Origin of the sequence: Micromonospora musae (assembly GCF_003626545.1) — a bacterium.
GTDB lineage: Bacteria > Actinomycetota > Actinomycetes > Mycobacteriales > Micromonosporaceae > Micromonospora > Micromonospora musae.
In genome coordinates this window covers 240,089-254,519 of record NZ_RAZS01000003.1, presented here as the reverse complement: position 1 = coordinate 254,519, position 14,431 = coordinate 240,089, and the positions used below count along the sequence as shown (strand labels likewise).

10 protein-coding genes are annotated in these 14,431 nt (G+C 70.9%); 5 read left to right on the top strand and 5 right to left on the bottom strand.

Going from position 1 to position 14,431, the window contains the following annotated elements:
- Positions 1 to 101: 101 nt before the first annotated feature.
- The 4 genes from D7147_RS09395 to D7147_RS09380 all read right to left on the bottom strand — a co-directional run bounded on the left by D7147_RS09395 (position 102) and on the right by D7147_RS09380 (position 5,568).
- On the bottom strand, positions 102 to 2,627 hold the full coding sequence (locus D7147_RS09395; RefSeq protein WP_120675789.1) for a DUF6493 family protein: 2,526 nt from the start codon (positions 2,625 to 2,627) through the stop codon (positions 102 to 104).
- The gene (locus tag D7147_RS09390) at positions 2,624 to 3,958 is read right to left on the bottom strand and encodes an SWIM zinc finger family protein (RefSeq protein ID WP_120675787.1); all 1,335 of its coding nucleotides are present in this window, start codon (positions 3,956 to 3,958) and stop codon (positions 2,624 to 2,626) included. The genes D7147_RS09395 and D7147_RS09390 overlap by 4 nt, the downstream gene beginning before the upstream one ends.
- A gap of 80 nt (positions 3,959 to 4,038) precedes the next feature.
- Positions 4,039 to 4,872 carry an oxidoreductase gene (locus D7147_RS09385; protein ID WP_120675786.1) on the bottom strand — a complete coding sequence of 278 codons (834 nt, stop codon included), beginning with the start codon at positions 4,870 to 4,872 and terminating at the stop codon, positions 4,039 to 4,041.
- Between the two features lie 177 nt (positions 4,873 to 5,049).
- Positions 5,050 to 5,568: a CGNR zinc finger domain-containing protein gene (locus D7147_RS09380; RefSeq protein ID WP_233563048.1), complete on the bottom strand. Its 519-nt coding sequence runs from the start codon at positions 5,566 to 5,568 to the stop codon at positions 5,050 to 5,052.
- Positions 5,569 to 5,659: 91 nt separating this feature from the next.
- Here D7147_RS09380 and D7147_RS09375 point away from each other — a divergent pair, with 91 nt between their 5' ends.
- The 4 genes from D7147_RS09375 to D7147_RS09360 all read left to right on the top strand — a co-directional run bounded on the left by D7147_RS09375 (position 5,660) and on the right by D7147_RS09360 (position 13,179).
- A complete protein-coding gene (locus tag D7147_RS09375) occupies positions 5,660 to 6,532 on the top strand; it encodes an alpha/beta fold hydrolase (protein WP_120675782.1) in 873 nt (290 codons plus the stop codon).
- A gap of 161 nt (positions 6,533 to 6,693) precedes the next feature.
- Entirely contained in the window at positions 6,694 to 9,066 is a 2,373-nt protein-coding gene (locus D7147_RS09370) for an IPT/TIG domain-containing protein (protein WP_147437378.1), read from the top strand.
- Positions 9,067 to 9,290: 224 nt separating this feature from the next.
- Positions 9,291 to 9,614, top strand: a complete 324-nt coding sequence (locus tag D7147_RS09365) for a plasmid stabilization protein (RefSeq protein WP_120675778.1) — start codon at positions 9,291 to 9,293, stop codon at positions 9,612 to 9,614.
- Between the two features lie 379 nt (positions 9,615 to 9,993).
- Positions 9,994 to 13,179, top strand: a complete 3,186-nt coding sequence (locus D7147_RS09360) for a glycosyl hydrolase family 95 catalytic domain-containing protein (RefSeq protein ID WP_233563047.1) — start codon at positions 9,994 to 9,996, stop codon at positions 13,177 to 13,179.
- Between the two features lie 116 nt (positions 13,180 to 13,295).
- Here D7147_RS09360 and D7147_RS09355 read toward each other — a convergent pair whose 3' ends face one another.
- Complete coding sequence (locus tag D7147_RS09355) at positions 13,296 to 13,697, bottom strand: hypothetical protein (protein WP_120675776.1); 402 nt, start codon at positions 13,695 to 13,697, stop codon at positions 13,296 to 13,298.
- Positions 13,698 to 13,953: 256 nt separating this feature from the next.
- Here D7147_RS09355 and D7147_RS09350 point away from each other — a divergent pair, with 256 nt between their 5' ends.
- On the top strand, positions 13,954 to 14,373 hold the full coding sequence (locus D7147_RS09350; protein WP_120675774.1) for an ester cyclase: 420 nt from the start codon (positions 13,954 to 13,956) through the stop codon (positions 14,371 to 14,373).
- Positions 14,374 to 14,431: the final 58 nt, after the last annotated feature.

Sequence of the window (14,431 nt, the reverse complement as noted above, 5' to 3'; positions counted from 1 at the left end):
TGGCACGACGGCCGTCAATTCGCTTCGGCGACCTGCGGCCGTCGCAACAAAACCGGACCGGTGTCGGCCCGCCCGACGATACGGGCGGGCCGACATCGGGGTCAGGCGGCCAGCGCGGTGGTGAGCCGGCGCGCCTCGGTCACCAGCCGACTTCCGCCGCCGCGCGCCACCACGTCGGCCAGCCCCGGCACGTCGATGCGTACGCCCGTCGCACCAGCCGTCTCGGCGGCCAGGGTGAGCAGGTCGGGCGTGCCGCGCGGCGGGGTCGACGCGGCTAGCAGCGGCGGCACCGCGGCGGCGAGCAGCCGCCACACGCTGAGGCGGGCGCCGGCCGCGACCGCGTCGCGCAGCGGTGTCACCGCCCGGGTCAGCGTCACCTGGCCGTCGGCCGCCAGCGCGCCGAGCTGACCGCCGACGCCCGAGGCGTCCAGGTCACCGGCGGCGGCGAGCATCAGCAACGCGTCGACCGCGGCCGCCCGGTCCACCTCGTGCCGGGCGCACAACCCGTAGGCCAGCGCCAGGTCGAGCGCGGGGCCGCCGGCGCCGGTGCACTCGGCGAGCACCGGCAGGATGGTGGCGGTCTCCCGGACGTCGTCCTGTGCGGCCAGGGCGATCCGGGGTAGCAGGTGAGCGGCGACCAGGCCCCGATGTCCGGGTAGCAACGCGGGCCACAGGTCGCTCCAGCCGCCGTTGCGCTGTCCGTGCTGCTTCGTCGGTACGGTGAGCAACCCGAGCGGGTCGGCCACTCCCTCGGGTGGGGTGCTGGCGACGACGGTACGCATGACCCGCCGGTCGTAGGCGTAGTCGTGGCTGCCGGTGACCGTGAGGACCTGGTGCACCGGCGTCGGCAGGGCGTCGCCGCGCAGCCAGCTGGCCAGCTCGTCCCCGGCCGTGGTGCCGAGCGCCGCGGCCCGCGAGGCCAGCGTCTCGTCCACGCCGACCGGTAGCCGCAGCAGCGCTTGGGTGAGGTCCCACCGCCACACCGGACGGTCGCCGAGGGCGGCCAGCCGCTCGTAGAGCGCAGCTGGGTCGATGGCACCGGTGCTCGACGTCGGGGCGGCCAGCAGTCCCGGGTCGCGCTGGCCGGAGAGCCGCTGGCCGATCTCCGCGAGCCGTGCACTGTAGAGCAGGGTGAGCGCGGACCGGTTGGGCGGCTGCACGGCCGGGCGGCCTCGGAAGGGACGCAGCGTCCTGGTCAGCGACTCGCTGAGAATGCCGGACCACTGGTCGTGGTTGCCGGCCGCTTCCGTCGGTGAGGCGGCGGCCAGCAGGACGTTGTGCAGCTGAACCGCCAGGTTGTACACCGCCCACGGGTGGTCGTAGACGCCCACCTGCTCGCGCCGCAGCAGCGGCAGCAGGGCGGCTGCCAGCCGGTCGCGGTCGGTGGTGGCCAGCCGGACCAGCCCGTCGAGGACCCGCTCCACGGCCGGTGCGGACCACCGGTGCGCGAGCAGCGCGGACACCTCTTCGGTCAGCTCGTCCACGTCGGTGATCGGTGCCGATGCGGGGGCGGGCGGGACCGGCGACGGCAGTTCGTCGTGGGCTCTCGGGGCGGTGACCGTGGCGACCGGCCGGTGACCGTGCCGCTGCGCCAGGGCCGCCGCCCGGTCCCGCAGGTCGGCCGCCGGGTGATCGGCACCCACGGCGAGGACTTCGGCGATCTCCGCGGCCCGGTCCGGCCGTTGCCGGGCCAACCGGTCGAGCCAGGTCAGCTGCGCCCGGACGAGACCCTTCTCGGGTCTGCTGAGAACGGTCCGGGCGGCGTCGAGGACGGCCTCCAGCTCGACCGTCTCCCCCAGGCTCTGCAGGGTCCGCTGGGCCAGGGTGGCCACCGGGCCGGGCGCGTCGGCGAGCAGCCGCAGGTAGGGGGCGGTTCGGTCGGCCGTCTCCGTCGGGGTGGGCGCCAGCAGGTCGTGCAGGGCCAGGAACGGGCGCAGCGCTGCGGGCCGGTCCCCACGCAGCAGCCGTCCGAGCACCCCGTCCAGCAGCACCGACCGGTCCAGCCGCCCCTGCTCGGCGAGAGCGGCCAGCGCCTGCGGCACCCGCTGCCGCTCGTAGGGGGAGTTCAGGTAGTCGCCGATTCCGTCCACTTCGAAGAGCCGGGGCAGCAGCACGTCGAGGAACGGATCGACGCGAAGCCGGTCGGCCAGCGGGGCGAGTTCCCGCGGAGAGTTCCGCCACCACATGGCGTACGCCCAGCCGGAGACGAACGCGTCCCCCGTCGGTGGCGCCGCCCGCTCGGCCAGCAGCAGCGCCTCGACGAAGAGCCAGTTCTCCCAGGGCCGGTTGCGTTGCAGCCGGTCTGCCAGCTTGTACGCCAGGTCGGCCAGCCAGGTGACGCCGCGCTGCCGCGCCACGGCGATCACCGGCTCGCAGTCGACGTCGCGCAGCTCGACCGACCGGCGGCCGAGCAGCGTCGCCGCCTTCGAGGCGGTGCTCAGCGTGCCCACGGCCACCACCGCCAGAGCGGTCGCTTCCTTTCCCGACCACCAGTTGTCCCGCAGACGCCGCACATGAGCCACGAGCTCGTCGCCGAGCGCCCGCCGGGCGGGCTCGTCCAGCCCGGCGAGCATCGACTGGACGACCGGCACGTCGCCGCGGCCCAGCGGGCCGAAGATCTTGTTCACGCCGGCACCTCCGCCTGCGCCGTCACCATGGACACCGCGAGGGCGTGCTTGCACGGGCCGCGTTGTCCCTGGTGCCGCGCCCACCAGCGGCAGGAGCAGGTGAGAACCCCGTCGGGCAGCCGGCGCACCCGGTACTCCTCCTCGCCGCCGCGTACCGTGGCGTGCTCCCCGTCCCGGCGGACGGCGTCCTGCTCGACCAGGGCTCGCGCGGCGACCAGACGTGGGTTGTCCCGTTCGGCGCGGCCCGCGTCGTACGGCATCACCCGGTGGAAGTACGCGCCGTCGGCGACGTCGTAACCGACCCGCCCGGCCGTGCCGAGCTGCGCCAGGGCGGCGCGGACCCGATCGTCGGGCAGGCCGGCCGCGTCGGCCAGCGCGGCGACGTCGACCGTCGGGTCCCAGGAGAGCAGGGCGCCCACCAGCTCCGCGTCGTCGATCACCTCGTCGGCGGCGAGCGCGAGCAGGGCGGCGCCCTCACCGGAGAAGCCCCGGTACGGCTCCGGAGAGAGGGTCAGCGACAGCCGCATCGCCCCGGTGTCCAGCTCCCAGGTGCTCGGCACGGCCGGCGAACCGGCGCGCACCGCGGGCCCGTACACCCGCAGGGTGCGGGCGTGCCGGACCAGCCCACGCAGCGCCGCGAGCCGTCCCGCGCCGGCCAGGCAGACGGCACCCGGTGCGGGCCGTGAGGTCAGCCGGAGGGTACGCCCGGCCGGTAGCGCCCACAGCACCGAGCGGTCGCCGGCGCCGGGCAGCCGGCGCAGGAACGCGGCCGCCTCGGCGGCGGGGATCTCGGCGCGTGGCTCGAACCCGGCCGTGAGCACGTGCACCTCGGCGAAGCCACGCAGCCACCGCCCCGGCAGCGGTACCTTCCGCTCCACCACCGCGCCGTCGATGGTGGAGACGGTGAGGTCGTCCGGGCCGACGGCCATGTGCAGCGGCTCGATCCCGCCGACCCGGGCGAGCGCCTCCCGCAGCGGCGGGTTGACGTCGACGTTGGTGGTGCCGTGCCCGACGACGTCGCCGTCGAAGCCGGCCGGGCCGACATCCATCCGGGCGTAGACGCCGCAGCAACCGGAGAAGGACTCGAAGCGCAGCCGATCGCGGCTGCCGGTGACCACCGGATCCAGACTGGCCGGACTGACAGGCTGGTGGTAGCGGGTGCGAGCGACCTCGGCGACGGCGAGGAGGCCGGCGGCGGCTGCCGCCGGGGCGGTGAGGAACCCGGAGAAGAAGCGCGGGTTGGCCGCCGGGCCGCCGCAGGTCTGCAGGTCGAGGCCGGTGGCGCCGAGGGCGGACGGCTGAAGGTATCGGTACGTCTGGACGGCATTCACGGCGCACACCGTAGGGCGACCGACCGACATCCTCACCCGGGGACGGCCGCAGTCGACGCTGAGCCCTACGGGCCACGGCGCTATTCCTCGTCGTAGCCGACGGACTCGCTCACGGCGCGCCACTTGGCGTCGGAGGCTGCGAGGTTCTCCGCGGCGGCTCGTGCGACCGCGACCGCGTCGGATCCGAGCAGCAGGTGCAGCGGAGGGTCCGGGGCCTCGGTGAGGTCCAGGATGACCTGCGCGATCCGCGCCGGGTCGCCCGGCTGCTTGCCGCTCGAGGCCTGCATGCGGGCGACCGTGGGTTCGATGACCGGCTTGTAGGGCTCGCTGATGGGGTGGGTGGTCATCGAGGAGCCCGCCCAGTTCGTACGCATACCACCGGGCTCGGCGACCGTGATCTTGATGCCGAAGGAGGCCACCTCCTTGGCGAGGACCTCGGAGAACCCACCGACCGCCCACTTGGCCGCCTGGTAGGCGCCCAGACCTGGGCCGCCCACCCGGCCACCGACCGAGGAGATCTGGATGATGTGGCCGCCGCCCTGTTCGCGCAGCACGGGTAGCGCCGCGCGGGTCACGTTGACCACGCCGTAGAAGTTCGCGTCGACCTGAGCGCGGAACTCGTCCTCGGGCATGTCCTCGATCGAGGCCACGTCCGCGTAGCCGGCGTTGTTCACGACGACGTCCAGGCGTCCGAACGCGTCGGTCGCCTCCCGTACGACACCGCGGGCCGCGGCGGCGTCGGTGACGTCCAACGCCAGGGCACGGACCCGGTCGCCGTGGCGTTCCACGAGGTCGTCGAGCTGCTCCGGGCGTCTGGTGGTCGCCACCAGGCAGTCTCCGGCCGCCAGGACGGCCTCGGCGAGTTCGCGACCCAGCCCTTGAGAGCTTCCCGTGATCAGCCACGTCTTCGCCATCGGCGTCCCCTTCCTCGTGATGACTACGATCGTCCACGACCACGAGGGCTGAGCGCGGTTCCTCGAAGTCGTGAGCGAGCAGGTGACGGGCGGGTGCGGGGAAGCGCCTGAACATGAGTTGGCCTCCACCTCGGTCTGCACCGTCTGCGACGCACCTGCCGTCGCGTAGCCCCTGTTTCAGCCGGCTTGCGGCCGGCGGCTGCGCTCGTAGTGCCGGCGGGCCTTCATCCGGTTGCCGCAGATCGCCATCGAGCACCAGCGGGCGCTGTTGGACTTGCTGTGGTCGACGAGGAACCGCCGGCACTCCTGGTTGGCGCAGGGGCGCAGCCGGCCGGGGCTCGACACCCGCAGCGCGTCCCAGGCGAGCACCGCCCGGGCGGCCGCCGACCGCCCTCCTGGCAGGTCGAGGGTCCAGGTGATCCCGTCGTCGACGATCGACGGCCGGTAGCTCACCCCGTCGACGAAGCGCGCGACGGAGCTCGCGGACCCGTCTCCTCGGACGAGACGCTGCAGCGCACGGCGCGCGTCGAGCAACGCGCGCCACTCGCCCTCGGTGGGCGGCTGGCCGTGGGCGGTGAGCCACTTCCGGGCGGCCTCGACGGCGCCCAGGTCGTCGCGCTGCACGCCGTCCACAACCGGGGTGGTGTTGAGCAGGTCGAGCAGCAGGGTCTCGTCCGCCTCGTCAATCTTCGACACGACCACCATCCTAACCCCCAAACGGCAGTTGACAGGTTACGCCATCTCATGCTTGGGTTCTAACCGCCAGCGCAAGCTTTGGAGGTTAGGAATGACTGTCGTTCACCACCGTTACGCCACCGTTCAGGGCCAGCGGCTCTTCTACCGGGAGGCCGGCCCGGCCGACGGACCGGCGATCGTGCTTCTGCACGGCTTTCCCACCAGCTCTTTCATGTTCAGGAACCTGATCCCCGCGCTGGCCGACCGGTACCGGGTGATCGCCCCGGACCACCTCGGCTTCGGGCTCTCCGCCGCTCCGCCGGCCGACGAGTTCGACTACACCTTCGACGCCCTGGCCGACCTCACCGCCGGACTGCTCGGCCAGCTCGAGGTGCGGCGCTACGCGATGTACGTCCAGGACTACGGCGCCCCGATCGGCTGGCGCCTGGCCCTGGCGAACCCGGCTGCCGTGACCGCGATCATCAGCCAGAACGGCAACGGCTACGACGCCGGATTCCTCCCCGACTTCTGGCGCACTGTGTGGGACTACCACCGCGAGCAGACGCCCGAGACCGAGGCCGGCATCCGAGGCGCACTGACGCTCGAGACGACCAGGTGGCAGTACCTCACCGGCGTACCGGACGAGACGCTGGTCAGCCCGGACACCTGGCAGCACGACTTCGCGCTGCTGTCCCGACCCGGCAACGACGCCATCCAACTCGCGCTCTTCCGCGACTACGCGACCAACCCACCGCTCTACCCGGCGCTGCACGAATACCTGCGCCACCACCGCCCGCCGGTGCTCGCCGCCTGGGGCAGGAACGACCCGATCTTCGGACCCGACGGCGCCCGCGCCTTCGCCGCCGACGTCCCGAACGCCGAGATCCACCTGCTCGACGGCGGCCACTTCCTGCTGGAGAGCGCCGGGACCGAGGTCGCCGAACTGATCCGTGACTTCATGGCCCGCGTGACGGCCCGCCGCTGAGGCCGCCGCCTCGCGCTGGGCAGGGATCACCACCGGGACTTGCGTCGCCGCGCCGACACGACTAACCGTTTCATAACGTTTTGTCCGCTTTCTCGTTCCATCTGAGGACGGGTGGCCGTTGCCGCCGTCAACTGACTCGAACGGGGGAAGCGGTGGGTTCTGTGCTGCGAAGATTCACTACGGCGTCGGTGGCGACGCTGGTCGGCGCGGTGGCCAGTGTGGGCGTGGGAGCGCCGGCACTGGCCCAGCCCGGCAGCGCCAGCGCCAGGGGCGTGGTCGTCGACCTGTCAGCGGACGTCCTCGGTGTGGCGGTCATCAGCGCCGACGCGGTCATCGGTTCGGCCACGGCGCCGCCGGGCGGCGGCACGGACACCTCGACACTGATCGCCATCTCCCTGCCCGGCGCGCTGGGGGTGAGCGCGAGCGGGACGGTCGAGGAGGTGACCGCCACGCGGTCGCCCGGAGTGTCGTCCGCGCTGTCCCGGGTCAGCGGCCTCAACCTGAACGTGCTCGGCATCGACGTGGTGGACACCGCGGAGGCGACGGCGAGCGTGTCGTGCCCGTTCGACGGCGCGCAGAGCGCCGACACGACCTTGGTCGATCTGGAGTTGTTCGGCCAGGCGGTGACGTTGGTGGCGAACGGACCCAGTGTGGACGCCAGCGCGGCGGTAACGGTGCCCGGGCTGCTCGGAGCGGCTCTCAACGCCTCGTTGACGCGCACCGAGACCACGACCGCCGCAGGTGCGGCGGCGGCTGCCGTACGAGCCTCGCTCACCCTCAGCGGCTCGGTCCTCGGGCAGCCGGTGGTCATTCCGGTCGGCACGGTCGTCGTGGCCGAGGCGATCTGTGAGCGTCCGGACGCACCCCAGCCGCCTACGGCTGCGTCGATCACTCCGGATGAGGGTCCGCAGTCCGGTGGGCAGACGGTGACGATCACCGGCACCGGGTTCGTACCCGGGGACACCACCGTCACCTTCGACGGCACGCCCGCCACCAACGTGGTCGTCGCCCCCGGCGGCACCTCGCTGACCGCCGTCACCCCGCCCGGCGCGGTCGGCCCCGCGACAGTCGTGGTCACCACCCCCGGAGGATCCGCACCACCGCTGAACTACACCTACCTCGCTGACGGCAGCGACGCCGTCATCACCGACCTGACACCCACCACCGGACCCACCTCCGGCGGCACCACGGTCACCATCACCGGCACCGGCTTCACCGGCGCCACCGGCGTCACCTTCGACGGCGTACCCGGCACCAACTTCACCCTCAACCCGGCCGGCACCGCCATCACCGTCGTCACGCCACCCAACACCGCCGGACCAGCCGTCGTCGAACTGGTCTTCCCCGCCGGGGAAACCACCGCACCCACATTCACCTACATCGCACCCACCATCACCTCCGTCGTCCCCGACCAGGGACCCAGCACCGGCGGCACCACCGTCACGATCACCGGCACCGGCCTCACCGGCGCCACCGGAGTCAACTTCGGTGACACACCCGGAACCAACCTCGTGGTCGACCCCAGCGGCACCTCGCTGACCGTCGTCACCCCACCCGGCACACCCGGAACCGTCGACGTCACCGTCCTCATCCCCGGCGCCAACGCCACCGCACCCGACAGCTACACCTACCTCGCCGCCCCACCGACCGCTGGGGCGATCAGCCCGGATGAGGGTCCGCAGTCCGGTGGGCAGACGGTGACGATCACCGGCACCGGGTTCGTACCCGGGGACACCACCGTCACCTTCGACGGCACGCCCGCCACCAACGTGGTCGTCGCCCCCGGCGGCACCTCGCTGACCGCCGTCACCCCGCCCGGCGCGGTCGGCCCCGCGACAGTCGTGGTCACCACCCCCGGAGGATCCGCACCACCGCTGAACTACACCTACCTCGCTGACGGCAGCGACGCCGTCATCACCGACCTGACACCCACCACCGGACCCACCTCCGGCGGCACCACGGTCACCATCACCGGCACCGGCTTCACCGGCGCCACCGGCGTCACCTTCGACGGCGTACCCGGCACCAACTTCACCCTCAACCCGGCCGGCACCGCCATCACCGTCGTCACGCCACCCAACACCGCCGGACCAGCCGTCGTCGAACTGGTCTTCCCCGCCGGGGAAACCACCGCACCCACATTCACCTACATCGCGGCCCCGCCGACCGTCGGCACCATCAACCCGGGTCAGGGTCCGACCACTGGCGGCACCACGGTGACCGTAGGCGGGTCTGGTTTCGTCCCCGGGCAGACCACGGTGACGATCTGCGGGCAGACCATTCCTGCGGATGAGGTGAACGTGGCCGCGGACGGACGTTCGTTGACGTTCCGCACGCCGGCCTGCCGGGCAGGTGACACGACGGTCGTCGTGACCACGCCGGGCGGCTCGTCGGACCCGGTGACCTTCCGGTACGTCGGTCAGGTCCTGCCCGTGACCGGCAACGCGATCGGGACGCCGCTCACCGCCGGCGCGATGCTGGTGATCATCGGCGGCTTCCTGATGCTGCTGCACCGTCGTCGTAGCGTGGCGTAACACCTCGCCGGTTCGACGAACAGGAGTCGCCTGGGCAGGGCCGCGAGGCCCAGCCCAGGCGACTCCGTTTGTGCGCCGTGGTCCGCTCGCCCATGACGTTTCGGTATCCGGCGGTCAGGGCACTTCTGCCCAGGTCACGTGAGCGCGGACGACCTGGGCTGTGGTGCCCGACGGACAGCCGCCGGAGCAGTCGCCCGGTCCCGTACCAGCACCGGAGGCGAGCGATGCCAGCAGGAGCCAGCCCGAAGCGGGAACGGCAGTACCAGCACATCAAGGCGAGCGCGAAGAAGCGTGGCGCCTCCACGGACCGGGCCGAGGAGATCGCCGCCCGGACCGTCAACAAGGAGCGTGCCCGCTCCGGCGAGGCCCGCACGTCGAGCCGCTTGTCCCGCGAGGACGTCTCGTCGGGGCACCGGGGCGGCAAGCGTTCGCACAGCGGCGCGCAGGGGCGCACCAAGGAGCAGCTGTACAACGAGGCGAAGAAGCGTGGCATCAAGGGCCGCTCCGGCATGTCGAAGGCGGAGCTGGAGAAGGCGTTGTCGCACTGAGTCCGGAAGCACCGCGCCGCCGAAGGCCGCCCAGGCCTCGGCGGCGCTTCGTCTGCTCCGGGCCGGTTCGGCTACCCGGCTCCGGCGCGGACTGCTCCAGCTCCGCGAGCAGCGCCGTGGCCGGGCCCGGCCGCCCTGCCGATCGGCCGGCATAGATCCGATGTCTCCACCTCGATCGACTTGCTACCTCAGGTCGGGTCGCCCCAGATTCTCGGGCGCGAGGGATTGACGCGCAGAGACATCCGATGTTAACTGCTCGATACAGATGCAGGTCGATGTCTTTCCGGAGTCGGCGAACCCTCCGGGTGGGCACCGTCCCAGATCCGTCTCGACATCGCCCGCGTTTCGGCGGACGCGGCCCCACCGGGCGACTCCCGGGATGCGAGGCATCATCCGCGACGATCCAGAGGAGATCGTGTCGATGAAGGTGACAACGCCGCTGCGCATCGCCCTCGCCGTCCTGCTCAGCGGTGGCATCGTGGCCGCCGCACCGAGCCGGCCGGCCGCCGCAGCCCCCACCGACGCCGCGTTCAACACCAGCACCGGAGCGCTGAACGTCAACCGCGCCGCCTACCTGGCCAAGCACGACATCGTCTACAACCGCCCGAACACCAACCCCCTGCACGGCCTCACGGTCGGCAACGGCCGTACGGGCGCCATGGCGTGGAACGCCAACGGCCTGACCATGCAGGTCTCCGGCGTCGACCTGTCCCAGCAGTCCACCTACGCCGCAGGCCTGGTCAACCTGTACAGCAACCCGCAGCTCGACACCGGCTACACCACCTTCCAGCAACGGCTCTCGCTCCACGACGGGACGTTGACCACCAGGTACGACAACAACCGCACCGTCACGGTCATGGGCGCGCCCAACTCCGAGGTGATGGGCATCCACGTCGAGGACAGCCGGCCCGGCGTGACCAGCGTCGGGCTCGACCTGAGCCTCTGGGACATGAGCACCGTCCAGAACATCGCCGACGTGCCCGACCTGAACACCTGGCGGACGGTCTCCACCTTCGCCGATGCCAGTGGCGTCGGGCTGAGCCGGGGGCAGACCGACGCGAACAACTTCGGCTACACCCTGGCGGCCACGGTCGAGGGCGCGTCCTACACCTCCCAGGTCGTCAACGGCACCCGGGTTCGGCTGAACATCACCCCCACCTCCAGCTACACCATCTGGTTGACCGCGGCCAGCCGGATCAACTCCCCCGGCCTCAACTCGGTGGCCCAGGCGAAGAGCCAGCTCACGGCGGTCAAGAACACCGGCTACACGTCGACGTTGAACAGCTACCGCGCCTGGTGGCACGACTTCTGGGCCAAGTCGTTCGTGCAGTACTCCAACACCGCCGGTGACGCCGACTACCTGGAGAACGTCTACTACCTGGCGACGTACATGATCGCGGCCGGCGGGTACGGCAACTACCCGATGCACTTCATCAACGGCGTCTTCCGCGCGACGCAGGACAATTCCAAGTGGAGCAACGGGTACTGGTACTGGAACCAACGCGACGTCTACAACTCGTTCCTGGCCAGCAACCACGTCGACCTGCTCTCCGGCTTCAACCGTCTCTACAGCCGCAACCTCGCCGCGCTGAAGTCGTACACCACCACCCGGTACGGCAGTGACGGGCTCTGGGTGCCCGAGACGATGGGCTGGGACGGCAACGCCCGCGGCACGATCAACAGCGACTTCGTCAACGACCTCTACTCCACCGGCACCGAGGCCGCCTACAACATGTACCTGCAGTACCGGTACAGCAACGACGAGGCGTACCTGCGCAACACCGCCTACCCCTACATGCGGGAGGCCGTGAAGTTCTACGAGGACATGCTGGACTACGACAGCGGCACCGGCCGGTGGTACATGGCCAACTCCAACGCGCACGAGACGTACTGGGACGTCCGCAACGCCATCACCGACCTGGCCGCGGTACGGCTGCTCTTCCCGCTCACCATCCAGGTCAGCCAGCAGCTCAACCTCGACGCAGGGCTGCGCGCCGGCTGGCAGAACATCGTCGACAACCTGGCGCCGTACCAGGTGCAGAACGGTGCCTACCTGCCGCACGACCCGCCGTCCTCGCCGACCCGCAACGGCGAGAACGTGGCGCTGGAGCTGGTGTGGCCGTACGACCGGACCGGCATCGGCTACCCCGACCAGCAGACCGCCATCACCACCTGGAACGTGCGCCCGCACCCGTACGGCAACGTCTGGGCCAACGACCACGTGCACGCCGCCCGCCTCGGCCTGGGCAACCAGGCATTCCAGGGCATGCGGACCATGCTGCAGAAATACCAGAACCACCCGAACGGGATGACCAACAACACCAACGGGGTCTTCGAGTACCTCGGCATCCACCTGGCGGCGATGAACGAGTCGCTGATGCAGTCGTACAACGACAAGATCCGGGTCTTCCCGGCCGTGCCGACCGACTCCAGCTTCGTCGGGAAGTTCACCCTGCTGGCGAAGGACGGGTTCCTGGTCAGCTCCGAGCGGGAGGCCGGCGAGGTCAAGTACGTCGGCCTGCGGAGCCTGTACGGCAAGACCGCCCGGGTGGTCAACCCGTGGGGCGGGCAGGAGGTACGGGTCCGCCGCGCCTCGGACAACGCGGTGCTGACCACCACCACGGCCGCCGAGGTCAGCTTCGCGACGACGGCGAACACGGTCTACGTGCTGGAGCGCACCGCGAAGCCCCTGTCGACGTACACCGGCACGACGCTCACCGGCACCGCCAACCAGGGCGAGAAGACGCTGTCGGGCACCGCCTCGACGCTCGGCCTCGGCGGCCCCGGCGCGGGCGGGCTGGTCAACGGCACGATGCTGACCTACGACTCCGGCTGGCACCACACCACCAGCCGCGGGTACGGCGACTACAACGACGACACCCACCACAGCACCACCGTCGGCGCGGCGGCCAGCTACACCTTCACCGGAACCGGGGTGGAGTACCTCTCCGAACGGTTCAGCGACATGGGCAACGTCGACGTCTACCTGGACAACGTCTTCCAGACCAACGTCAACCTCTACGTCGCCGGTCCCCGTCAGGCCCAGCAGGTCGTGTTCCGCAGGACCGGGCTGACCAACGGCACCCACACCATCCGCATCGTCAACAGGGCCACCTCGGTGGGGATGGTCGACGCACTGCGGATCCTCACCGGCGGCGGCCCACCGACGAGCGGGGCGGTCGCGCTGCGGGCCCAGGCCAACGGGCGGTACGTCTCGGCCGGCAACGCCGGGGTCGGCAATCTGGTCGCGTCCGCCACGGCGGTCGGCGGACCGGAGCAGTTCGACCTGGTCGACCGCGGGGGTGGAAACGTCGCCCTGCGGGCCCGGGTGAACAACCAGTTCGTCTGCGCGGAGAACGCCGGCGCCAACCCGCTGATCGCGAACCGGGCGACGGCCGGGTCGTGGGAGACCTTCGCCCTGGTCCGGAACACGGACGGCTCGGTCAGCCTGCGGGCGACGGTGAACAGCAAGTATGTGGTCGCCGAGAACGCCGGGGCCGAGGCGCTGATCGCGAACCGGGACGCGATCGGCCCCTGGGAGAAGTTCGACCTGATCACCGTCTGACCGTGCGGCGGTGCGGCCGGACTCCCGGCCGCACCGCCGCACCCTCACGAGCGCGGGCCACCCGACGAACAACCCGTCAGCGCCCTCGTCGACCGATTCGGGTCGCGGTGCAACCGTCAGTGGTCGTTGAGCCAGAACGCGACGTTCCTGAACTCGTAGTCCAACCCGCCGGTCTCCATCAGGCTGATCGTGAACTTGTACTCGGTGCTCTCGTACAGGTTGTACTCGCCGCCCTGAGAGGCCCGGTGCGTGATGCAGTTGCCGTTGCCGCTGGCGTAGTCCCACCAGCCGTTCCCGAACTCGTCGTAGACGCCCAGGACGACGTAGTGGCCGTCCGCCTGGACGTCACAGAGCTTGATGATGTCGCCGTACTCGGTGAACTCGACCCGGCCGCCGGGGTTGTCGTCGAGGGTGTACATGGTGTGGTCGGCGGCCAGCGCCGGGCTGCTCATCATGGACGTCAGCAGGATGGCCGCGGCGCTCGCCGCGGTCATCCGCCCGAACCTGCCGAGCTTCATGATTCCTCCGATGTGGTCGACCCGGCCGGAGCGCCGGGCCGTTGATGGTGGTCACCGCGTTGCGGTATCCGTCTGCGGTGGGCAGGGGAACAGCCGATCTGCGGAGCGGGTGCAGATCCTGGCAGCCAACCCTTGCCGCCTCCTTGCCACCGAACGGCTAGCCGCCGGCAAGATCCGGTTCACCATGACTTCGTACGGCGCGTACCGTCGGTGCCCCTGAAACGGATCGATCGAGAGCAGCGTGCGAAGCTGATCCGTGATCAACGCAGACGTGACTCGCCGCGTTGTGGCGGCATTTCTCGACCAGGTTCGATCCGGTCGTGCCCCCGATCGAGCGGTCGAGCTGATGGCCCCACGAGTTCTGGCTCATCAGGTGCATTCGGAGCATGAGGTCACGATCGAACGGACTCCCGCGGACTATGTCGAGCACGTGCGGGAGATGCAGGCGACCTGGGGCGACTTCTCACTCGAGGTGCACGAGTTCCTGGTCGACGGGGCGCGGGCGTACGTCCGGCTGACGCAGACGGGACGCCACCTGGCCTCCGTCGACGGCCATGCGGCTACCGGCCGGCTGGTACGTCAGATCAACTCCGTCGTCTACCACGTCGAGAACGGCGTCATCACGCAGTACTGGATGCAGATCGACCGGGCCGGGCTGACGCACCAGCTGACATGACAGCGGTTACCCACCCTGACCGGTTGGCGAAGGTTCACAACCCGGATGGACGAGCCAC

What these genes read in the sequence shown, in the direction of transcription:
- D7147_RS09375 (WP_120675782.1), top strand. Translation starts at nt 5,660, where the DNA reads ATGACTGTCGTTCACCACCGTTACGCCACCGTTCAGGGCCAGCGGCTC.
- D7147_RS09385 (WP_120675786.1), bottom strand. Translation starts at nt 4,872, where the DNA reads ATGGCGAAGACGTGGCTGATCACGGGAAGCTCTCAAGGGCTGGGTCGC.
- D7147_RS09360 (WP_233563047.1), top strand. Translation starts at nt 9,994, where the DNA reads ATGCGAGGCATCATCCGCGACGATCCAGAGGAGATCGTGTCGATGAAG.
- D7147_RS09355 (WP_120675776.1), bottom strand. Translation starts at nt 13,697, where the DNA reads ATGAAGCTCGGCAGGTTCGGGCGGATGACCGCGGCGAGCGCCGCGGCC.
- D7147_RS09365 (WP_120675778.1), top strand. Translation starts at nt 9,291, where the DNA reads ATGCCAGCAGGAGCCAGCCCGAAGCGGGAACGGCAGTACCAGCACATC.